Source organism: Natranaerobius thermophilus JW/NM-WN-LF (genome assembly GCF_000020005.1).
Taxonomy (GTDB): domain Bacteria; phylum Bacillota; class Natranaerobiia; order Natranaerobiales; family Natranaerobiaceae; genus Natranaerobius; species Natranaerobius thermophilus.
This window is the reverse complement of the sequence record NC_010718.1, coordinates 1934309-1956583: the sequence shown is the minus strand read 5'-3', so window position 1 is coordinate 1956583 and position 22275 is coordinate 1934309. Positions and strand designations below refer to the sequence as shown.

17 protein-coding genes and 4 tRNA genes are annotated in these 22275 nt (G+C 35.2%); 17 read left to right on the top strand and 4 right to left on the bottom strand.

Going from position 1 to position 22275, the window contains the following annotated elements; genetic code table 11:
• The first annotated feature begins 68 nt into the window (after positions 1 to 68).
• Both NTHER_RS09465 and NTHER_RS09460 read left to right on the top strand, forming a co-directional pair.
• On the top strand, positions 69 to 710 hold the full coding sequence (locus NTHER_RS09465; RefSeq protein WP_012448307.1) for a hypothetical protein: 642 nt from the start codon (positions 69 to 71) through the stop codon (positions 708 to 710).
• A gap of 72 nt (positions 711 to 782) precedes the next feature.
• Positions 783 to 1070: a YkuS family protein gene (locus NTHER_RS09460; protein WP_052291969.1), complete on the top strand. Its 288-nt coding sequence runs from the start codon at positions 783 to 785 to the stop codon at positions 1068 to 1070.
• Between the two features lie 103 nt (positions 1071 to 1173).
• Here NTHER_RS09460 and NTHER_RS09455 read toward each other — a convergent pair whose 3' ends face one another.
• Both NTHER_RS09455 and NTHER_RS09450 read right to left on the bottom strand, forming a co-directional pair.
• Positions 1174 to 2652: an asparagine synthase-related protein gene (locus NTHER_RS09455; protein ID WP_012448305.1), complete on the bottom strand. Its 1479-nt coding sequence runs from the start codon at positions 2650 to 2652 to the stop codon at positions 1174 to 1176.
• Positions 2653 to 2931: 279 nt separating this feature from the next.
• Positions 2932 to 3618: a CDP-alcohol phosphatidyltransferase family protein gene (locus tag NTHER_RS09450; RefSeq protein WP_012448304.1), complete on the bottom strand. Its 687-nt coding sequence runs from the start codon at positions 3616 to 3618 to the stop codon at positions 2932 to 2934.
• A gap of 255 nt (positions 3619 to 3873) precedes the next feature.
• Between NTHER_RS09450 and NTHER_RS09445 the strand changes: the two genes are divergently transcribed.
• Together NTHER_RS09445 and NTHER_RS09440 are read left to right on the top strand one after the other, a co-directional pair.
• Positions 3874 to 4452: a 2'-5' RNA ligase family protein gene (locus NTHER_RS09445; RefSeq protein WP_012448303.1), complete on the top strand. Its 579-nt coding sequence runs from the start codon at positions 3874 to 3876 to the stop codon at positions 4450 to 4452.
• 9 nt (positions 4453 to 4461) lie between these two features.
• Positions 4462 to 5166, top strand: coding sequence for a DUF2225 domain-containing protein (locus NTHER_RS09440; protein ID WP_083762767.1), 705 nt, complete (start codon positions 4462 to 4464; stop codon positions 5164 to 5166).
• 341 nt (positions 5167 to 5507) lie between these two features.
• On the opposite strand, the gene NTHER_RS09435 is transcribed toward NTHER_RS09440, so the two are convergent.
• Entirely contained in the window at positions 5508 to 6182 is a 675-nt protein-coding gene (locus NTHER_RS09435) for a manganese catalase family protein (RefSeq protein ID WP_012448301.1), read from the bottom strand.
• Between the two features lie 227 nt (positions 6183 to 6409).
• On the opposite strand from NTHER_RS09435, the gene NTHER_RS09430 reads away from it, so the two are divergent.
• The 6 genes from NTHER_RS09430 (at position 6410) to NTHER_RS09405 (ending at position 8854) form a co-directional block, all read left to right on the top strand.
• The gene (locus NTHER_RS09430) at positions 6410 to 7069 is read left to right on the top strand and encodes a redox-sensing transcriptional repressor Rex (RefSeq protein ID WP_012448300.1); all 660 of its coding nucleotides are present in this window, start codon (positions 6410 to 6412) and stop codon (positions 7067 to 7069) included.
• 98 nt (positions 7070 to 7167) lie between these two features.
• Positions 7168 to 7244: transfer RNA gene (locus NTHER_RS09425), tRNA-Asp, on the top strand.
• 5 nt (positions 7245 to 7249) lie between these two features.
• A tRNA-Gly gene (locus tag NTHER_RS09420) sits at positions 7250 to 7324 on the top strand.
• 11 nt (positions 7325 to 7335) lie between these two features.
• Positions 7336 to 7413, top strand: a tRNA-Cys gene (locus NTHER_RS09415).
• A gap of 261 nt (positions 7414 to 7674) precedes the next feature.
• Positions 7675 to 8334, top strand: coding sequence for an N-acetylmuramoyl-L-alanine amidase (locus tag NTHER_RS15255; RefSeq protein WP_012448299.1), 660 nt, complete (start codon positions 7675 to 7677; stop codon positions 8332 to 8334).
• A gap of 160 nt (positions 8335 to 8494) precedes the next feature.
• Positions 8495 to 8854, top strand: coding sequence for a DUF2512 family protein (locus NTHER_RS09405; protein ID WP_012448298.1), 360 nt, complete (start codon positions 8495 to 8497; stop codon positions 8852 to 8854).
• A 100-nt stretch (positions 8855 to 8954) separates the two neighbouring features.
• Here the strand turns inward: NTHER_RS09405 and NTHER_RS09400 are convergent.
• Positions 8955 to 9046: transfer RNA gene (locus NTHER_RS09400), tRNA-Leu, on the bottom strand.
• A 250-nt stretch (positions 9047 to 9296) separates the two neighbouring features.
• On the opposite strand from NTHER_RS09400, the gene NTHER_RS09395 reads away from it, so the two are divergent.
• From NTHER_RS09395 to NTHER_RS09365, 7 genes are all read left to right on the top strand, one after another.
• Positions 9297 to 10520: an MFS transporter gene (locus NTHER_RS09395; protein ID WP_012448297.1), complete on the top strand. Its 1224-nt coding sequence runs from the start codon at positions 9297 to 9299 to the stop codon at positions 10518 to 10520.
• Positions 10521 to 10877: 357 nt separating this feature from the next.
• Positions 10878 to 11567, top strand: coding sequence for a copper amine oxidase N-terminal domain-containing protein (locus NTHER_RS09390; RefSeq protein ID WP_012448295.1), 690 nt, complete (start codon positions 10878 to 10880; stop codon positions 11565 to 11567).
• A gap of 25 nt (positions 11568 to 11592) precedes the next feature.
• Complete coding sequence (locus NTHER_RS09385; protein ID WP_012448294.1) at positions 11593 to 11877, top strand: acylphosphatase; 285 nt, start codon at positions 11593 to 11595, stop codon at positions 11875 to 11877.
• 91 nt (positions 11878 to 11968) lie between these two features.
• Positions 11969 to 15529 (top strand): helicase-exonuclease AddAB subunit AddB, encoded by a 3561-nt coding sequence (addB, locus tag NTHER_RS09380; RefSeq protein WP_012448293.1) that lies wholly within the window; start codon positions 11969 to 11971, stop codon positions 15527 to 15529.
• Positions 15530 to 15533: 4 nt separating this feature from the next.
• Entirely contained in the window at positions 15534 to 19382 is a 3849-nt protein-coding gene (gene addA, locus NTHER_RS09375; RefSeq protein ID WP_012448292.1) for a helicase-exonuclease AddAB subunit AddA, read from the top strand.
• 294 nt (positions 19383 to 19676) lie between these two features.
• Positions 19677 to 20867 carry a M20 family metallopeptidase gene (locus NTHER_RS09370; protein ID WP_012448291.1) on the top strand — a complete coding sequence of 397 codons (1191 nt, stop codon included), beginning with the start codon at positions 19677 to 19679 and terminating at the stop codon, positions 20865 to 20867.
• Between the two features lie 14 nt (positions 20868 to 20881).
• Complete coding sequence (locus NTHER_RS09365; protein ID WP_012448290.1) at positions 20882 to 22267, top strand: YfcC family protein; 1386 nt, start codon at positions 20882 to 20884, stop codon at positions 22265 to 22267.
• Positions 22268 to 22275: the final 8 nt, after the last annotated feature.

The window sequence follows — 22275 nt, the reverse complement described above, 5'->3', positions numbered from 1 at the left end:
CTGGATGTCCTATTTATTTTGAAAAAACTTGTGAAACAAATAACAAAAAAGTAAAGGGGGAGGAGTTTGTGTTTAAGAATGAGGAGTTGAGTAAAAGAATAAACCACTACTTAGTTAACACTTCAGAGTATGTAGAAAAAATCTTGGCTCTAATTTTAATTTTAGGGGTCTTGGGAGGAATAATATTATTATTTCAAGACCTATCAAACTTCGGGGGAGATACTCCTTACGACCAATTTAAAAATTTTGTAAGTTATGTTTTGATTTTAGTTATAGCTCTGGAATTATGTGAAATGTTACTCAATCGTAAACCCGGGACTATTATTGAAATATTTTTTCTAGCCATAACCCGTAAATTACTCGTTTATTCCAATGAGACATTTGAGTTAGTTTTAGGCGCTATTGCTTTGGCGGGAGTGTTTGCTATCCGCAAATACTTATTTATTGAAGACTTTGAGCCAGCTGATACCGTAGTAGTAGGAGGCTGTACTTTAGTTAAAGATGCCAATACTATTGCAGGAGTAGACATACTTTCTCATGAGAATCAAGATATAACTTTAAATCAATTACTGCACAGAATTGCTAAAGATGAGGGGCGTAAATTACAACAAGATAGTAGTTTTAGCATAGGTGGTGCTGAAATAACTGTACTTGAAATGTATGGGAACACTGTCACGCGTGTTAAAATAAAAAAATTAAATAATCATTAAAATAATTTTTTATGATTGTTTAAAATTGTTTTTGGTCGGTATTACTAGTGGATCTTACATAATAGCTTGATTATGAGAAAAAATATAATTGATGAGTTATCATATCAGCTAAAAGGAGGTTTCCAAGTGAAAAAAGTTGCCTTGGAAGAGGAACTGAATTTTTTGAGAGAAACCCTAAGAGAAAATGGGTATACACCCGTTTCAATTGACACAGATGACATGGTATCTGCTGCTATTATCACAGGTAGAGACGAAAATATGATGAATATTCAGGACGTAGAACAAGCAGTACCAGTTATTGATGCTAGAGGAATGGATGAAAGACAAATTATTCAAGAATTAGATAACAGAATCAGTTAGTGTTAACACTTTTTGAAAAAAATTAATAAAAAAAGGACAGTGAATCAAAGATACATAGATTCACTGTCCTTTTTTATGCTAAATTAGAAAATCATTAGAATATTTACACTAACCAGCGGTTGACAGTTTTAGTTTGAGATTTTTCGGGAAAAAATTTATGAAAAATTTTAAAATAGAAATATTCTTCTTTTGATTTAAAATCAATTCCGTGTTTTTCTTTGTTATCATAATATTCTTGGTCAGTGATTTCCGAGTCTATGATTTTTTCCATAGCTTTTTCGTTTCCTGATCCAATGCCAAACTGGGCTTTTTTGCGCCATAAAACCTGCTCAGGTAAGTCTCCATCAAAGGCCTGACGTAAAATTAGTTTTTCCATACCATTTCCTGAAATTTTCCAATCACAGGGGATCTTTAGGGCGTAATTTATGATATAAGAGTGTAAGAAAGGCATTCGACAATTTAATGAATGAGCATTTGTCATTCGATCAACTCTTTGCAATCCACCATTATGTAAACCTTTCAATAATCCTTCTAAAGCTTCATTTAACTGTTCATCACTTTTACAATCTTTTAAATGATGATATCCCCCAAAAAGTTCATCAGCACCTTCACCTGATAGTGTGATTTCAAAATTATTAGATTTTGCGAGTTTCGAGACCAAATAATTGGCAATAGAACTGTTAACAAGCTCAACATCAAAGGATTCAAGATAGTAAATCACCTCTGGTAACACTTCAAACATATCTTCTTCTGTATAAGTAAGAACCGTATGTTCTGTACCAAGATATTGACTAACTTCTTCGGCATTTTTTATATCTTCACTGTCCTCAATCCCTACAGCGAAGGTGTGAATAGGTTTATCAGTTAAATTGGCTAAAGCTGCAGCTACTACTGAACTATCAACTCCTCCACTCAAAAAAATGCCAGGCTCTTTGCCTGTTTCCCAACTGTCGGCTACTGCTTTAATTAACAAATACTTTAACCGAGCAGACTTTTCATAATAGTCCTTAGAACCTGGTTCTTCATCAATATTTGATTCGAAATGAGGTATACTGGTATACTTGTTAAAACCATCATCTTGAGAATAATAATAACCTGGAGGGAAAATTTTTATTTCTTCACATATTTCTGTCAAAGCTTTCATTTCTGATGCAAAGTAAATATTGTTTGAAGAATCATGACCGTAATATAATGGTCTTCTACCAAAAATGTCTCTTGCAGCATAGAGTTCTTTGCCATCAGTATAAATCAAAGCAAATCCATCTCCCAAAAACTTTACAAATTCAGGACCTTCCCTTTGAAATAATTTAATTAAATCATTTCTTGATAGGCGCTTACCTTCCATGAGGGGTTCGCCATCTAGTGCTAAATTAATATTGTGATTTTTGTTGTCTATAGGATTTTGGCTTTCATCAATTTTACTCAATTCGTATTCTAGATTACATTCTCCGATCAAAACATTGCTTGCATAGCTTGGAAATATATTTTGTTTTTGAGGACCTCGGTGTTTAAGTTTGTCTAACATTTTGACCATAGTATCTTTATAAGCTTGGGTACCTTTAATAGCAACAATTCCACTCATTTCGTTCACTCCTAATTAAATTCTAAGAAGTTAAGTTATTATAGTGCTATTTTTAGAATTCTCCAATGATATTTTTTATATTATACTTTTTAAGGGTTGTTTTATTGAAAATTAAAATTTCACAGTGTTCTGAACAATAAGTGTTGTGCTGTTATATTGAGTTGTTGATACTAGAATTCTTTAATTAAACGTATTATGCGTAATGTCTGTTAATCAAATGAAAAACCTCGGAGTTATAGCTCCGAGGTTGAGAGTTTCTGTAAATTATTTGGCTAAGAATCATGTGATATTAATAAATTTTTTGATATTGTCAAAATCAATGAATAATGCAGCGAAACCATAAACTACGTAAATACTAAATACTACAAAAGCAGTGGCTGGAAAAATAATAAATAATACCATAATGATGATTGGAAATAAAAAATGTCCATGTTTTTTTGGATGATGAGCTTTAAAAGAGGGATAGGGTATTTGGGTTACCATTAAAGGTGAAACAATTAAAATAATCAATGCTTCTATCGTGAATGGAAACCAATCTAGATATCCCATAATAACCAATAAAATACCTGCTGCATTTATGGGTAGCCCTAAAAGAACATTTTCAGCCGATCCATATATGAAATCAGTGTTGTATTTGGCAATTTGATAGGCGCCACATAATAGGAAAAAAATTATAAAGACGTAATGAAGTAAAGTTACATTCCCCTGGATAAGCAGATAAAACAGTGATGGAGCTACTCCAAAAGAAAGATAATCACTTAAAGAATCCAATTCTTTACCCACAATACTTGATACATTAAATTTTCTAGAAAGTCGCCCATCAATTCCGTCAAAAAATAGGGCTAGGATCAATAAAGTTAATGATAGCCTGAAGTGTTCTGAATATATAAATGTCATTGCCAAAAACCCCAGTGTAAGGTTTGCAAAGGTAAATATTGTGGGTAACCATCTTTCAACATGTTGCATTAATAATTCCTCCAGTTAGGCTCAATTTTAGCTAGTGTTTATTACTTCAATCTCTTGATAGTATATAATATTCTCGAGAGTAATTCAATTACCTTTAAAAATATCTAAAGTTTTGACAGGAGATTTAAGTTTATGATAAAAATTAGTTATGTTAAAATTAGTTTAATAATTGCTTTGGTTACTATATCCAGTTGTACGATTTTGTCAGATTCATGTCAGTTAAATAGGTACTTACAAAGATAGGTGATACTTGATATGAGTATGGAAAACAAATTATTTTTAGTAGCTATACCTCGAGGGAGATTGTTATCGGTAGCTAGTTCAATCCAGAGAAAGCTAAATGAAATTTTTGATATTTATGATGAAAAGTTACCCCCTTTACATGTAACAATTGACCACTTGACAATTAACAATCAAGATGAATATGATAAAGCTGTACAAATAATAGAAAATATATGTCATAGTAAACCACCATTTAATTTACAAGTGAATGGATTCAGTTTTTTTGGTCCTCCTCATAAATCAATAAACTTGTATGTGGAGAAAACTACACAGTTGCAGGACTTATCCTTAGAGATCCATGAGGCACTGGAGCAAGAAGGGTTATCAAGCCGTCCTATTTATAATGAATGGGAATACCATATTAGTTTGATAAATACGACTTTTGCTCTGCGTGAATGGAGTGAAACTGAATTTACAAAAGCAAAAGAGTTAGTAAAAGAATGGAACGTCAATATGAGTTGTAAAGTAGAATGGCTAGAGCTTTGGAAACCCAAATTCCAACCTCACTTGGAAATTGAAGAATTTTTTACTCTGGGGAAAGGGGAAAACTAATCATCTGTTATTGGTCAGGAAGGGGAGAGTGATAATATTTCTGAAATACTTTATGATAAAAAATATACTTGTCCAGTTTGTCAAAAAAAGTTCACATCCAAAAAACCTCGCCATTCTAAATTACGTCTAAAAGAAGAGCATGGTGACTTTTTTAAAGAATACGAACAATTAAACCCTAGTTATTACATGGTAAATGTATGTTATCACTGTGGTTACGCCTATACTGATCAATTTTCATCTCCTAAACCTGCTCAAATAAAAGAAATTAAAGAACAAGTCAGCGAAAATTGGGTTCCACGGGATTATGGTTCTATTCGCGACTTTCAAATGGCTGTCGAGTCTTTAAAACTTGGAATTCTTTGCGGACAGTTGAAAGGTGAAAAATACAATATCCTGGCTACATTACTTTTACATACTGCATGGATACATAGAGAAGCCCAAGATTATAATAACGAAAAACGCTTTTTAAATTTAGCCAGGGAGTATTTTCTAAAAGTTTATCAAGAAGATACTTCAGGTCAAGTTGATCTCCCTAAACTTCTTTTTTTGCTAGGAGAACTAAGTAGAAGATTGGACAAGCGTGACGAAGCCCTTTCTTGGTTTTCAAAGTTAGTCAGTGATAAGGGGATTAAAGACGAAAAAATGATTAACAGGGCAAGGGAACAATGGATGCTAATCAAAAAAGAAAAGGAAAGACAGAGTGGTGAAGGATAAAAATTTTATACATGAATTCCGCGAGAATCTAGAAAATGTTTTACAACGATTTACCCTTAAAACTACCAAAGTTTTGAATAAGATGAGTTAGTGGATATATTAAAAGACCTGCTTAAACAGTGCCAAACTTGTCACATAGAACATCAAGATATTTTAATAATGATATTGGCGTAATTTTTGAGAAAATAATCAATTTTTAAACTACAAGTTTTTTGTTTTCTAAATGATTAGAGTTTAATCCAATTTACTCAATAACGGAGTATAACAGCGCCTTCAAAAAAAAAACCGGGTCTAAAGTACCCGGCTTTTTCATAACTACATTAAATATAATTGTCTTATAATTAATTTCTACGTGGAGTTTGAAAAGCAGGTGGTGTGGGTTGAGGGGCACTAAAGTGTTGTCCTGGTGTAGATAAATCAAAGTATAGTCTAGCATCTTGATCTACCCCGAAATCTTTGTTTGATCCTTTACTCTGAACTTTATTTAAAGCTTCACGGAACAGTGCGTTATGAGCTTCTTCTCGGTTTAATAGAAAATCAATGGTTTCACGCACTCCATTATCATTTATTTGTCTATAAAGATATTCATAAACCACCTTGGCGCGTTGTTCAGCGGCAATATTGGAGAGTAAATCTGCCGCTAGATCTCCAGTACTATTTACATATTGAGCGGACCAAGGATTACCAGAAGCGTCCTGGAGTAATGGTGTTAATCCACCAACAACTTGAGGTTCTACATTACCTGCACGGACAGAGGTAGTTGCGGGATCGTGGCCGTATAACATATTGATTGTTGCTGCTACCATTTCCATATGACTTAACTCTTCAGCTCCGATATCTAAGAAAAGGTCTTTAATTTCAGGATCTTTAATTCTAAAGCTTTGAGATATATATTGCATTGCTGCTTTTAATTCTCCATTTGGTCCACCCAATTGTTCTTGAAGCATAGCTGCATAAGTTGGGTTAGGCCGATCTACTTTAACTTGTTGTAATAACTGCTTATCGTGATTAAACAAAATATTCCCTCCTTAAAATTGTTGTTCCGAGGTTCTGTATTATTTTGCGTAATATGGGAATTAATATGTATTTACCAATATTAATCTGGAAAAAACATTAAAAACAAAAGAAAATTTACTAATGAAATTGCTCACTAAATCTGATAATATATACTGGGGGATAATAACAATTAACACAATTATTGAAAATAGTTATATATTATTCTTTAACAATAAGGAGGCTAAACATGAATCAACGGGGAGAAGCGCCGATTTCAGTGATTAAAAGATTGCCGGTTTATTTAAGGGTACTTGATAATCTAGTAAAACGTGACATTGAAGTTGTGTCTTCCAAAAGTTTGAGTAAGGAAACTGGCTTTACAGCAGAACAAATTAGAAAGGATTTAGCTTTTTTTGGAGCCTTTGGTACCCGAGGGACTGGATACAATACCAACTATTTACGAGAAAGAGTTCTGAGAATCATCGGCTTAGATAAACAAACTAATGTTGCTATAGTAGGTGCAGGACACTTGGGAACTGCATTTGCAAGGTATAACGTGAGAGAAAACCCGTATACAAGTGTAGTAGGACTTTTTGACGTCAGTCCTGACATAGTTGGAGAAAATATTGAAGGGGTACCTGTATATCATTTGAATGATTTACAGGAAATAGTAAGAAAAGAACGTGTTCAAGTAGGTGTAATTACTGTTCCAGCTGTTCACGCTCAGGAAGTAGTTGACCGTCTTGTAGAAGAAAATGTAAAAGCTCTTTTGAACTTTGCACCTGCTAAATTAACTGCTCCTGAAGATGTGAGGATTCACAATGTTGATTTGACTATTGAGCTGCAAAGTTTGATTTATTTTGCAAAAGATGAGCTGAATGAAGAGAGTACTCAAGATTTGGAATAATAATTTGGATTTTTTTAAAGAAAGCTATTGACTTTAGGGTAATGGTTATGTATAATTTAAAAGTGCCGACGATGAGAGGCAAAACTTAATAAACACGCGGGGCTGTAGTGAAGTGGCTCAACACGCCGGCCTGTCACGCCGGAGATCGCGGGTTCGAATCCCGTCAGCCCCGCCATTTTTGCGGGAATAGCTCAGTGGTAGAGCACCGCCTTGCCAAGGCGGGGGCCGCGGGTTCGAATCCCGTTTCCCGCTCCATGTGGAGACAAGGTGGGATGGCGAAGTCTGGCTAACGCCGCGGACTGCAAATCCGTTATTCGCGGGTTCAAATCCCGCTCCCACCTCCAATATACATATGAATCTCAAAAGCAAAGCGTCTGTAAAGGCGCTTTTTTTTATTGGCTGTATTAAAGTAGTTAAGAGTTGATAACTGTGAAATTTCAAATTCACTAAAAATGCCTAGGTTTTGCTACATCTAATACTCCTGAATTAATTAAGTGACTATAAATAGTAACTATTATAAAATTAAAAGAATATATTGAATTAATGTCAGTCTTATTATAAGTCTAAATTTATTGGCTAAAATTATAATGAGGAGAGATTCATTAATGGTTAGTAAACCAGAAGTGAAAGATTATAATCTTGAGCCTAAAACTGGATTGACTGAAAGGCCAGAAACAATTGGGATAACTTATCATCATACTGGTGTTTCAGACCGACCAATTACCAGACATGATGAATTCCACAGAAATGTTAGAGGTTGGCAAATGGTCGGTTATCATTATCAAATACGTAGTGATGGTACTATTGAGTTAGGTCGACCTCATGAGAAGCAAGGTGCCCATTCAGGCGGGAATGCAAATCAAAAAACTATAGGCATAGCTTTTTCTGGTAACATGAATGAATCCCAGCCAACTGAACAACAGTATCAAAAGGCTATTGAAATTCATAAATGGTTGAATAGCATTTACTCGAAAAATTTACTCGTTTTTTCACACAGCGACTGGGTATCTACTAATTGTCCCGGTGAAAATACCGATTTAGACTTAATAAGAAACTCTTTACAGGAACAGGAATTAGGAGAGTTACCTGAAATAGAGCGAAAAGTTAGGGGAACTGTATTAGACGAGGAAGTATCAGATGGGTTTCTCATTGATGGCAAAACTTATGTTCCCTTGCGTAAAGTAGTAGAACAGCAACTTGGATATAGTGTGAACTGGGACAGTAGTCTTGGTGAATTTGAAGTTACAAAAAACAGTAACAACTAACTTTTTTATTAATTTAGGAATACTAGTTTAAGCACCAATTATGGTGCTTTTTTTGATTATTTTGTATAAATTAGGGAAATAATAGTAATGAATGGATAATCGAGGACTCTAAAAAATTAAACTAGACAAAATCCATAGAAATTAAGGGAGGAGATAAAATATGAATGATACATTATCAGCATTAGTCATCAAGTTTTTAATGACTTTTATCGTTGCCAGTGTTGCCTTTATTGGCCTTGATGGTAATCCATGGGGGTGGGTATTTGGATTTGCTATCCTGGCTACGGCACTGAACTATGTTGTTGGAGATTTATATATTTTACCAGAGTACGGAAATATTTACGCTTCGGTGGGAGATGGAGTACTTGGATTGGTTGCGGCTTATGTAGTGAGTTTAGTGACAGTTTTCCAGACAACTATAGGTTCTTTGATTTTATTTGGAATTTTGGTTGCTGTAGGAGAATACTTCTTTCATAAAGTCATTGTTAAAGATGAAGATGTGTCACCAAATACAAAATAATCAGGATAAGACGGAATACGATCACAAAAAATAATGTTAGTAAAACAAGTCATATATAATAAAAAAACCTCACTTTTTTAAGTGAGGTTTTTTTGGGCTTTGGTGCCGGGGACCGGAATCGAACCGGTACGGACAATTTGATTGTCCGAGGGATTTTAAGTCCCTTGCGTCTGCCAGTTCCGCCACCCCGGCATGTTTTCTCTCCCATCGACGTAAATAAGTATAGCAGATAATAAACTGTTTGTAAAGAGCATAATAAATAAAAATTTGTTTTTTTAGGATTAGATTTTATTTACTGGGAAATCGCAAAAAATAAAATTAAACTGCAAAAATCTACCTTTTTCTGAGCTGATATAAAAAGTATAAAAGCAATTTTACAATAAAGGATATAAATAGACGCTAATTGACATACATTACAATTATACAGGAGAGTGAGCAGAAAATGCAACAGGAAACAAAAAAATATTTAGCAGCTTTGAGTGGAGTGCCATTTATTATGGTTCTGGGAAACTCTTTAATTATTCCAGCATTCCCTGAGATCCAAAATCAGCTCAATCTAACACAACTTGAAGTTGGATTGCTTGTAACAACTTTTTCTATAGCAGCAGGGATTACAATACCTATTGTTGGTTTTATTTCCGATAAATATGGTCGTAAAGTAGTACTAGTACCTTCTGTTTTTTTATATGCTATAGGAGGCTTAATAAGTGGCTTTGCACCTATATTTTTTAATTCCGCTTATCCCTGGATAATTTTTGGGAGAGTTGTAAAGGGAATAGGAGCTGGTGGAACTGGTCCCATTGCTATGGCTTTAGCAGGTGATTTATTTCAATCAGGTGAACGAAGTGAGGCTATGGGGGTTCTGGAAGCGGCTAATGGTATAGGAAAGGTTGTAAGTCCTATCTTAGGTGCTATAATAGTTGTTTGGATATGGTACTCAGTTTTTTTTGTTTACACTATATTTTCTTTGCCAGTTGCTATCATGTTATGGGTGGTTTTAAAAGAGCCAGAGCAAAAGGCAGGAGGTAGTAGTCAAGAAGAAAAAGGTTATTTTACCAGGATTTTTGATGTTTTCAAAGATAAAAAGATGGTATTAATAGCTACTTATTTGGCGGGATTCACTGTATTATTTTCTTTATTTGGTACTCTATCATACCTTTCGGATATTTTAGAGATAAGATATAATTTAGAGGGAGCACCTAAGGGAATAGTTATAGCGCTTCCTGTAATTGTCATGGCAGTTACTTCTTACACTACAGGGCATTTCATTCAGTCCAAATTACTTATGAGTAAATTGGTTGTAACTGGTTTGACAATTATCGGGCTTTCTTTTGGCGGAATAATTTTATTGTTGGATAATGATTACGCTTTATTTGCTGGTATAATTTTAATAGGTGTTGGTACTGGTCTTGTTTTAACATCAGTTAATACTCTAGTAACTAGCACTGCGTCTGGAAGGGCCAGGGGTGGAGTTACTTCTTTATATGGTAGTGTAAGGTTCTTCGGAGTGGCTTTTGGGCCACCGGCTTTTGGTCTGTTAGTTGAAATATCTAGGATTGCTATGTTTGGTACTGCCGGGATAATTGCTATACTTGTTATGGGTGTTAATTTAATTATGATAAAATTTGGTATAGGGAGAGAACTTAACCTATCAAACTCAAATTAATGAATAAATGACATGACCCTAGTGAGTGACCCTTATCTTAGATTAGATATGATGGCTGATCCTATCCAGAGGAACTGATGTGGTTATAAATAAATAATAAATGGAGAGGAGATACTATGAGTAAGAGATTATTACAATTAGTTTTATATGTGTTTTTATTTATTATAGGTTGGGCTGCGATTATAGCAGTTATTACATATTTAGTGGACTAGCCCTGAATTTTGTTGCATCTTACTTAATTTTAGGTGCTATATATTTATTTGTTGATACTGTAAAACTTATAAATTGTACGGATTATGTGGGTTTGACAGTATATCTTAATTAATAATAAAGTTGCCTATTTGTTGAGGTGATCTTTTGGATAATATTAAAATTATACTAAACAACAAGAGGGAAAAAACAGTTTTTACTCAGTTCGGTTTTTTTAGCTTATTGTTTGTCATATTTTTTAGTTTAGGATTAGTTTTGACAATTCAACACCCTTCATCTGTCTCTGCTGATGACGATAGTGATCAGCAGTATGAAAGAATTGATGATCTGAAAGTAACAGTTAACGAAAAAGAAATAAAGTTGCAGAATGATATCAAAGTGCAAGATGGACGAATTTTAATGCCGGCCCGGTCGGTTTTTGAAGCTATCGGTGCAACTATGGAATGGGACGGCGATAAACAAGTTGCTTATGCCCAAAGAAATAAAGACAGGGTGGCATTGCCAATAGGCGAGGATGTAGCAATAATTAATGGGGATAGAACAAACCTAGATGTTTCCTCACGGCTGATAAAAGGGCGTACATACATACCCTTTAGATTTACTGGTGAGGCCTTTGGTGGTTACGTAGAGTATGACGGGGAAGAGGGAATTGTTGATGTCATACTCCCCGATGAGGAACAACAAACAAATAAACAAGAATCGGCAGGAGAATCAAACCACAATAAAGAATTTGATGAAAGCGAATTCAAAGAAAACGAACAAGAAAATAATTTTCCTTTAGATTTCCCTGAAAGTCCTGAACACCCTGATCCTCCTGAAACTCCTAATCAAGATTAATGAAAATATACAGGAGGTGATAAATATGGCAAAGACAGCTTTTAAAGGATATTTATCAGGTTTAGTTCAAGGAGTGGGTATGAGATATTCAGTTAGTCAAGTGGCAAAAGAAATAGGGGTTTCTGGCGGTTATGTCAGAAACTTACGGGATGGAAGAGTTGAAGTGTATATTGAAGGAGATGAAGAAAGAGTTGAAGAACTTAAAAGAATTCTTGAGAGTAATGAAGTAGGAACTGGCCAAATAGAAGAAGTTGAAGGGGAATGGCTAGAACCCCAGGAAAATTTAACTGAATTTGAGATCAGAAAATGATTTGCTTTAAATTGCTTTACACCGGTTTTTTCCGGTGTAACTTTTATTTTTTCTTCGAAGTATTTGTTTAAAAGAGGAAGGGGGAGCTTGAGTGAGTGTAAAGTTTTTGTTAGGCCGGGCCGGAAGTGGAAAAACATCTTATATTATAGACAGTATTACAGAACAACTAAAAGCAGCTCCAGATGGGGATCCAATAATTTTTTTAGTACCGGAACAGGCAACTTTTCAGATGGAACAAGCTATTTTAAGGCGATCCGATATCTCAGGTTTTAGTAGATTACATATCTTGAGTTTTCAGAGATTGTCACAAAAAGTTTTGGAGGAACAAGGTGGGATAGCAAAAGCTGATCTTTCTGATACTGGTAAAGAAATGATTATTAAGAATATTCTCCTCCAACGTAAAGATGACCTGGAAATATTAGAAAAGGTGGCAGTGAAGTCCGGCTTTTCTGAAAAATTATCGCGCTTAATTTCTGAAGCCAGGATGTATGAAATAACTCCTGAAATGCTTGAACAGATAAGTCAAGAATTAGATCTAATTCATTTAAAACAAAAATTACAAGAAATCTCTCAAGTGTTTACTGATTACGAAACTTTTTTGCAACATCAGGGTTATCATCATCAAGAAGATAGGTTGAGTAAAGCCGGTCAAAAAATGGAAGGTAACAATATTTCTTTTTTAGCAGGATCCACTTGTTATATTGACGGTTTTTCCGGCTTCACTCCCCAGGAATTGAAATTATTGGAGGGTTTATTGACCAAGTGTTCAAATATTGAACTCGCCCTCACTTTACCTCCCCAGTTTACTGGTAAAATAGATGACGAGTTACATCTATTTCATCCTACTCTGAAAACTTATAATCAGGTATGGGAACTTGCTGTTAATAATGATATAGAGATCAAAAAATCTAAGCACTTTCCTAATGAAAACGAAGAACATAGATCAGCTTCATCTCTTCCAAGATTCAAAGATAATCCTGCTCTAGCTCATCTTGAGAAAGAATGGGGTAAGAACAAAATAAATCCTTACGATAGTGAGCCAACAGGTTTATCAATAGTTGAAGGTACTAATCTGAGAAATGAAATTGATAAAATCGCCCGTGAAATTAAATTATTGGTTCGAGACCATGGCATGAGGTATAAAGATATTGCCGTAATAGTACGAGAATTAGAAAGTTACGAACCTGTTATTAAAGCTGTATTTAACGATTACAAAATTCCTCATTTTTTAGATCGAAAGGAACCTGTACATCACCATCCCTTAGTAGAATTTTTGCGTTCTTCTGTAGAAACTGTAATTTCTAACTGGGATTACGAACCCCTATTTCGTATGCTTAAAACAGGCCTGTTACCTATCTCTAGTGAGGAAATATTTCAAGTAGAAAATTATGTACTTGCACATGGAATATCTGGTAAAGACTGGAAAAAACAGGGGAAGTGGAATTTTATTGCCAACTTTGATCTGGAAAGGGAAAATATTGCTCCCAGTAACAGAAATAAACAATATTTAAGTGAAATTAATTCAATTAAAGGTAAAGTTAGAGATACACTTTTAGAGTTTGATAGCAAATTGAGGGGGATAAATAAATCTGAATCATTATCTGCACAGTTTAAAAACCAAGAGGCAGAAGAGGATAATTTATTATCAGTAAGGGAGATTTCCACTTATCTGTGGGAATTAATAGAACAGTTACAAATAGAATATCAATTGGAAGAATGGTCACTTGAAGCAGAAGAAAGAAAAGATTTTGTGGAAATGCAGTTGCACAATCAACTGTGGGATACAGTTATTGATTTACTTGATCAAATGGTCACTTTTTTAGGAGAGCAAAAGGTCACTTTGTCTGAGTATTTACAAATAATCGAGTCTGGACTTGCTAATATAAAATTGGGACTGCTACCGGCGACCCTTGATCAGGTCTTGGTTGGCACTGCAGATAGAAGTAGATATCATGAAATTAAAGTATTATTTATGGCAGGAGTTTCTGATGGTTTGTATCCTGCCAAAATAGATGATGATGGCATTATAGATGATCGAGAAAGGATAACATTGCGCCAGCATGATGTAGAATTTGCACCCACTACTGAGCAGAAATTATATCAGGAACAGTATTTAATTTATAATGTTTTAACTCAACCTTCTCAAAAGCTGTATCTTAGTTATCCAGCAGCTGATTCAGAAGGTAGAACTATGAGCCCATCTACCATAATTTCAGATATCCAAGAGATGTTTCCCGAGTTATTCCAGGAATACCAAAATGATGGTCCTGAAAATGACGAAGATTTTAGACAATATATAATTGATGGTAAAAAAGCAGTATCTAACTTAATTAAATTAATTAATAAAGTAGGTCATCCCGAAAAATTAGCTGAAGATAAACAACAGTTATTAGCATATTTGATTAATGAACATCCTGATTTGTTCTATTCGACGCCAGAAATTAAGGCCTTAGATTATAAAAAAAGTTTGTCTCCTCTCACTCAAGAAGTTATTGATAAGCTGTATCCCAACAAGATTGCCACATCTGTGTCGGGACTTGAAAGTTTCTGTCAGTGTCCATTTAGACATTTTGCCGAGCAAAACTTGAGGTTAAAGGAACGAGAGTATTTCCGGCTCGAACCGGCAAGTTTAGGTCTATTTTACCATGCTGGGTTGAAATTATTTTGGGATAAATTACAGGAAAATAATTTAACCTGGCATAAACTTAAAACCGAAGAGCGCGAGGCACTTGTTTCAGAAATCGTAGAGGTATTATCCGAGCGGCTTAAAAATAGAATTCTCCTGGCTAGTGAGAGGTATAAATACTTCAAGAAAAAACTCCATGAATTATTATCGAGAGCAGTGGAGGTACTGTCCTGGTATAGTGATGATAAGGGATTTTATCCAGTAGGTTCTGAAATTGGTTTTGGTAAGGATGAACCCTTATCTACCCTAGAATTAGAGCTACCGTCTTTTCCGAATAAAAAAGTTCAATTAAAGGGTCGAATTGACAGGATAGATACTGGAAAAAAAGATGGTGACCTATACCTAAGAGTTATAGATTATAAAGGAAAATCCAAGAATTTGGAATTAAGGGATTTATATTATGGTCTCGACTTACAACTAGCAGCTTATATGACTGTGGCTATGAGAAATAGTGACAAATTAACTGGTGATCAAATGTTTCCTGGTGGAATGCTTTATTTCGGTGTAGAAAATCCGGTAGTTCCTACGGATAAGCCTGTTTCACCAGCTCAGGCTAGGGACAAGCTGAAATCTACACTGAAGATGAGGGGTTATTTAATTGATGATGAAGAAGTTCTTGATTTAATGACTAGGGAAGATGAAAATTCTCAGGACTTATTACCGTATAAGTTAAGGACAAGCTCACCGGGATTTTATAAAAACAGTAAAGTATTGAGTGAGCAGGAATTTTTAGCAGTGCTGAACTATACTGAATCAAAACTTGTTGAGCTCGCGGAGCGGGTTTTATCAGGTGAAATAGCACCGTATCCTTATAAAGACGGGGGTTACAGTGCATGTACTTACTGTCCATATCTTGCAGTATGTCAATTTGATTTGAATTATAAAGAGCATAAATTTTGGAATGTACCAGCCAAAGGCGATTATTTATCCTTAATACTGGAAGAGATGGAAGAAGTAAAGGAGTGACATTATGGTTCAAGAAAATAACAATACCCAGTCTAAATGGACGGATAGTCAGAGACAGGTAATTGATGAAAACTATCATCATATCTTAGTTTCTGCTGGTGCAGGGGCAGGAAAAACGGCAGTACTAGTGCAGAGGATTATTTCCAAGCTCATTGACCCCCATGATGATTTAACAGTTAATGGCTTGTTAGTAGTTACTTTTACAGAAAAAGCTGCTAATGAGATGCGTGATCGAATAGCCAGAGAACTGAAAAAGGCTTTATCGCAAGATCCAGAAAATGATCACTTGAAAAAACAACTATATCTATTGAATAAAGCTAATATTTCAACTCTGCATTCATTTTGCCTGGAAATACTGCGCCACTACTTTTATTATTTAGATATTGACCCTGCGTTTTCAGTGGCTAGTGAATATGATGTAGAATTACTTAGACAAAGTGTCATTGATAATTATTTAGAAGAAGAATATGGCTTGGGCGAACAATCGTTTTACCTTTTAGTAGACTCTTATGGCGGCGATAAAAATGATGAAAAGCTAAAGAAAATGATATTAACTTTACATAGATTTTCTAGAAGTCATCCTCGGCCGAGGAAATGGTTACAAAGTGTCAAAGACCATTTTGAGGTCTCAACTGATGATGATTTGACAAACACTGTGTACTATCTCGAAATACAAAAAGATATCGAAACCCTTTTTAAACAATGTATTAATTACTTTAAAAGAGCTTTGCAAACAAGTGAACAGCCGGGAGGCCCCTATCAATACGCCGAAACTTTATTAGAAGAGATAGAACAAGTTCAGAATTTTACTCAACAGTTAGTAGAGGTTGAGAACCACAGTTTTGATTGGAATTCATTTGCTGAGCGGGTTGCTGGTTTTAAGTTTTCAAAACTACCTTCTGTATCCAAAAATGACGATGTTGACGAAGATCTTAAAAAAGATTGTAAAAAACTTAGGGATCATGGTAAAAAAACTTTTCAAAAGTTGGTCCAAAATTATTTTACTAGATCAAAAGATGAACTATTACGCGATCTACAGCAGTTATCTCCATTGATGAATAAGTTGATAGATATGGTTATAAATATGGATGATAAATATGAGGAAGTTAAAAAGCAACGAGGAATTATGGATTTTTCTGACTTAGAACATTATGTTTATGAATTACTAGATCAGTACCCAGAAATAGTATCTGAACTGCATCAGCGCTATGATGAAGTGATGGTAGATGAATACCAGGACATTAATCAAGTTCAAAATGCAATTTTAGAAAAATTAACTGGACAACAAAGTATAAGCCCTGACTTGTTCATGGTGGGAGATGTAAAACAGAGCATTTACAGGTTTAGATTAGCAGAACCTGAACTGTTTTTAAACAAGTATGATACCTTTGATCAAAGATCAGAAGAAGGTAGTTTAATTGAATTACAAGAAAACTTCCGATCTTCTCCCATGGTTCTTGAAAGTGTTAATTATTTATTCAGTCGGATTATGACTGGCTCCTTATCGGGAATTGAGTATAATGAGAAAGTCAAGTTAATTCCCGCCAGTAAACCTAGAGAGCTATACTTAAATGAAGATGATAATGAAGATGATAAATATGAAGGACAAGCAGAAAATGAAAATCAGGTTATTGATGGTAGGACGGAAGTACATCTTTTGGAAAACAAGGATACAAACTCTCGAGAGGAAGATACAGAGAGGGAAGCCCAGTTGATTGCTACTACTATTAATAGCTTGGTAGAAGAAGAGTATCGAATATATGACCGGGATTTAGACGACTATAGGAAACTTGATTATAGTGATTTTGTTATACTATCACGAAAGACAAAAGAACAAGCGGAGTTAGTTACTAATGTTTTCCAGGAACATGGAGTTCCTTTATACGCAGAACTTGATACAGGTTATTTTGCTGCTCAAGAAGTACAAGTAATGCTATCTTTGTTAAAAATTATTGATAATCCTCGTCAGGATATTCCCTTGGCTGGTGTATTGAGATCCCCCTTGGTAGGTTTAGATAGTAATGAACTAGTTGAAATCAGACGATCTAACCCTGGAACGGATTATTATGAAGCATGTAAGCGAGTTTTAACAAATTCTATTGAACAACAGAATCAATGCTCTGAAAAAACAATTCAAAAAATGCAGAAGTTTTTCAGCCAGTTGGAGAGATGGCGTAGAATTTCGAGAGAAAGAAGCCTGGCAGAGTTGATCTGGGATATCTACCAAATTACGGATTATCTCGATTATGTCGCAGGTTTTCCAGGTGGTAGAGAGAGACAGGCTAATCTGTGGAGTTTTTATGATAGAGCTTTGCAATTTGATTCCTTTTCACACTCAGGTCTAGTAAAGTTTTTGAATTTTATAGAAAAACTAGTAGAGCAAGATTTTGATCTGGGAAAAGCCAGGACTGTTAGTGAAAATGAAAATGTAGTTCGCTTAATGAGTATTCATAAAAGCAAAGGACTGGAGTTCCCCGTAGTTTTTGTCATGGGTTTGGGTAATAACTTTAATTTTAATGATCAAAAGGGAGATCTTCTCCTACATAAAGATCTGGGATTAGGGCCTAAATTGGTTGATCTTACAAACAGGATAAAGTACCCTACCATTGCTCATCAAGCAATTAAAGGCTCCTTAGGCCGAGAAACCTTAGCCGAAGAAATGAGAATACTATACGTGGCCATGACCAGGGCGGAAGAAAAATTGTTCTTAGTAGGTTCAGGCAAAGATATTGAAAGTAAAATTTCAGTTCCAGAAGAACCTGCTGCAGCACAGAACTATTTAGACTGGATTTATCCACAGTTAGGAGAAGACTCTGAACTGTTTCACAAAATTTGGAATGATATTCCTGGCCAACAGGATGGTAAATCTGTTGAATACAATTGGAAATCCTATTTTGAAAGCTTGCTATCTCAAACTTTTACGTGGGAAGTGGATCAGGAAGAATTTGAAGATCAAAAACGAACACTGGAACAGGCTATTTCTTATAGCTATCCATATAATATTGCTACAGAAATAGTAGGGAAAATGTCTGTGACCGACTTGGCTAAATCCGACACTTATATAGACTCAAAGATAGTCAGTCAAAATCAATCTCTATCTTCTGTTCAGGATCATTATAAAAAGTTGGCTGCAACTCAAATTCCAATGTTTTTAGAAACAACTGAAGATGCCGGTGATAATAAATATGAATCATACAAGGAGCATCATACACCATCTAAAAGGCCTGAGTTCTTAAAATCCAATTCCGGGTTAACTGGAGCCGAAGCGGGTACAAGTATTCACTTGGCATTTCAGCATTTACCTATTAATTCTGATTTAAACAGCCAGGAGTTTAGTGAAGAACAAATAAGTAATCAGTTAGACGATCTAGTCAATAAAGAAATTATCACTCAGGCTCAGCGAGACGTCATTTCAGAGGATTTAATTATGAAGTTTTTCCAAAGTGAATTAGGGCAAGCTATCCTTGAAAGACCTAAAGGACTTAAAAGGGAACTTCCTTTTACCTTAGGTGTGCCTGCTTGGGAAATGTTAGCTGGATCTGAAGAATGTCAAGCAGAGCTTGAAGCGGAAAACATTGAAACAACAGAACTACAAGGTTTGTCTGATGAAACAGTAGTTATCCAGGGAGTTATCGATTATCTGTTTTGGGATGGAACAAATTATTACTTAATAGATTTTAAAACAGATAAATTAAATACAAGCAATATGGATGAAATTGAAAAACGGTTACAGGGAAAATATCGCATGCAAATTCAAATGTATCTCAGGGCAATTACCGAAATATTTAATATAACTCCAACAAAAGCTTATCTCTATCATGTGCCCACTGGGAATTGGATACAAGTAGAATAAAATGTGTTATTACTATTGAATCATCACCTACATTCGCCAATTAAGTGGGTGGTGATTTTTTATTGCTTTTTAGACTTGCATTCATTTTAATATAATATGGTAAATAGTACCATTAGATTTATTTGAAAACTTATGTATAATATAGATATAATCTGACAAAATTTGAGTTTGTTTTTGTATTAGTTTTTACGTAATTAATTGTGCTAATTTTCAAAATAAACAATGCAAATAAGAAAATTTAATAATAGTCCATGCAATAATTTCTACAAAATTAAATAGAAAGGAGGTATACTATTGCATTCTAATATACCAATTGATAGAGAGGAAATTTTGAATCTTGCATTTGAATTGATCAAAATAGAAAGTCACAAAGAAGTGGATTATCAAGAGAATAAGATTGCAGAATGGATTAAATCTAAATTTCAAAAAGAAGGTATTGAAAGTGAAACTGTAGCGGTAGATAATGCCGATGGTCGCCTAAATGTCATGGCTTATTTACCAAAGAAATCGGATCAGATAAGCCTGATGTTTAACGGTCATACTGATACTGTACCCCCCTATGGAATGAGCATTGATCCTTTTAAACCAGAAATAAAAGAGGGCAAATTATATGGTCGGGGAGCTGTGGATATGAAAGGTGGAATAGCAGCTTTTATGGCTACCATGTTTGCCTTAAAAAGGGCGAATATTGAATTACCGGGTGGATTAGCCTTTGCTGGAGTCATTGATGAAGAACAAAGCTGCAGAGGAACTGAGTACATTGTCAAAAATGGTCCAGTACCAGATATGGTCGTAGTAGCAGAACCTACTGACATGAAAGTCTGTCCTGCTCATAAGGGGATGGAGTGGATTGAAGTTACTTTCAAGGGACAAGCTTCTCATGGAAGCAGGCCCAGAGAGGGGATTAACGCAGTCCTATTAGCTTCAGAGTTTTCTCTCAAGGTACAAAATGAACTCTTGCCCAAATTAGAACAGAGACATCATGAAATTGCTGGTCAAGCTTCAATTAATGTCGGTAAGATTCAAGGAGGTGATGATCCTAATATTGTGCCTGATACTTGTGTGGTTCAACTAGATAGAAGATGGCTTCCCGATGAAACTATTGAAAGTATTACAGAAGAAGTAACAGAACTGGCTAACAAAGTGACAAAAAATAATAGTAAAGGCAAATATTCAGTAAGAGGGATGAGAGAAGCAACGGCTGCTTTGTTAAACACTCCTCATTCCACTGATGTAAATAGTTCGCTAGTGCAAGAAGCGTTACACATTGTTAGCCATGTTTTCCCAGACAGAGAGCCAGGTCCTGTGGCATTTAAAGGATGGAGTGATGCTGCACAGCTAAGCAATAATTTAGGTACTAAGGGGATAGTTGTTGGTCCAGGTAATATAGCTCAAGCACACGCAACTTTAGAGTACATTGATGTGGAAGAAATAGTAAAATCCGTGCATGTTTATTATGAGTTAGCTAAAAAATTCTGCACTTAACGAGGTGAAAAAATGTGAAGATAAAAGTACCACACACTTATGTGCTGCTTTTTGTAATAATCTGTATTACTGCTGCATTAACTTATGTTATTCCGGCGGGAGAATTTCAAAGAGAAATAGATCCTGAAACAGACAGAGAAATCGTTATACCGGGAAGTTACGAAACAGTTGAGTCAGATCCAATATCACCTTTTGGAATATTTGAATCAATACACCAGGGGATGGATGAAGTCGGGTTTATTATTTTCTTTGTATTGATTATTGGTGGATCTTTTAAAATGATAAGAGCAACAGGTACTATTGATGCTACAATAGGGGCAATAGTTAAAAAAGCTGCAGGAAAAGAAAAACTTGTTATTCCCATAATTATGTTTGTATTTTCGTTGGCAGGGGCTGTATTTGGTATGGCTGAAGAGTTGTTGCCATTCTATCCAATTATTATTGCCTTGTCCATAGCTCTAGGTTTTGATACTATTACCGGGGTTGCCATGGTACTACTAGGAGCTGGTGCCGGGTTTGCCGGTGCTTTTATGAATCCATTTACAGTAGGAATAGCCCAAGGTATTGCAGGCTTGCCACTGTTTTCAGGATTTGCATTTAGATTAATAGCTTATGTAGTTATTTTAGGTATTGCGATAGTGTATGTTTATAGATATGCAGACAAAATAAAGAAAAATCCAGAACTTAGCGTAACTTATGAAGAGGATAAAGAAAAACAAGGCAGCTTTGATATGGATAATTTACCCGAACTGACTTCAAAGCACAAGCGAGTTTTTGCAGTCTTTGTAGTAGGTCTATTAATTTTAGGTTATGGCCTAATCGAACTTGGATTTTATATTCCTGAACTAGCAGCACTGTTTTTAATAATTGGGGTAGCAAGTGCAATTGTCGGAGGAATCAAGCCAAATGATATTGGTAAGGAATTTGTTAGTGGGGCACAAGAACTTGTGTACGGGGCTCTGATTATTGGTGTTGCACGGGCAATAATGGTAGTTATGACGGAAGGTATGATTATTGATACAGTGATATACGGTATGGCAATGGCAATTGAAGGACTTCCACAAGCGTTATCAGGTGTCGGGATGTTTGTAGTTCAAACCCTTATAAACTTAATTGTACCTTCCGGGAGTGGACAGGCTGCTGTCTCTATGCCTATTATGGCACCTTTGGCCGATATTCTTGAAATTACTAGACAAACTGCTGTACTAGCATTTCAATTCGGTGACGGATTTTCCAATGTAATCAGTCCAACTTCGGGATATTTTATGGCAGCTATAGCTATTGGTGGTATTTCATGGGATAAATGGGCAAAATGGATGCTGCCACTCTTTGCGATTTGGACAGTAGTAGGTGCAATTTTTGTAGCGATTTCAGTTATGATTGGATACGGTCCATTTTAGAAAGTTTA

What these genes read in the sequence shown, in the direction of transcription:
- NTHER_RS09405 (WP_012448298.1), top strand. Translation starts at nt 8,495, where the DNA reads ATGAATGATACATTATCAGCATTAGTCATCAAGTTTTTAATGACTTTT.
- NTHER_RS09385 (WP_012448294.1), top strand. Translation starts at nt 11,593, where the DNA reads ATGGCAAAGACAGCTTTTAAAGGATATTTATCAGGTTTAGTTCAAGGA.
- addA (WP_012448292.1), top strand. Translation starts at nt 15,534, where the DNA reads ATGGTTCAAGAAAATAACAATACCCAGTCTAAATGGACGGATAGTCAG.
- NTHER_RS09460 (WP_052291969.1), top strand. Translation starts at nt 783, where the DNA reads ATGAGAAAAAATATAATTGATGAGTTATCATATCAGCTAAAAGGAGGT.
- NTHER_RS09450 (WP_012448304.1), bottom strand. Translation starts at nt 3,618, where the DNA reads ATGCAACATGTTGAAAGATGGTTACCCACAATATTTACCTTTGCAAAC.
- NTHER_RS15255 (WP_012448299.1), top strand. Translation starts at nt 7,675, where the DNA reads ATGGTTAGTAAACCAGAAGTGAAAGATTATAATCTTGAGCCTAAAACT.
- NTHER_RS09445 (WP_012448303.1), top strand. Translation starts at nt 3,874, where the DNA reads ATGAGTATGGAAAACAAATTATTTTTAGTAGCTATACCTCGAGGGAGA.
- NTHER_RS09395 (WP_012448297.1), top strand. Translation starts at nt 9,297, where the DNA reads ATGCAACAGGAAACAAAAAAATATTTAGCAGCTTTGAGTGGAGTGCCA.
- NTHER_RS09430 (WP_012448300.1), top strand. Translation starts at nt 6,410, where the DNA reads ATGAATCAACGGGGAGAAGCGCCGATTTCAGTGATTAAAAGATTGCCG.
- NTHER_RS09455 (WP_012448305.1), bottom strand. Translation starts at nt 2,652, where the DNA reads ATGAGTGGAATTGTTGCTATTAAAGGTACCCAAGCTTATAAAGATACT.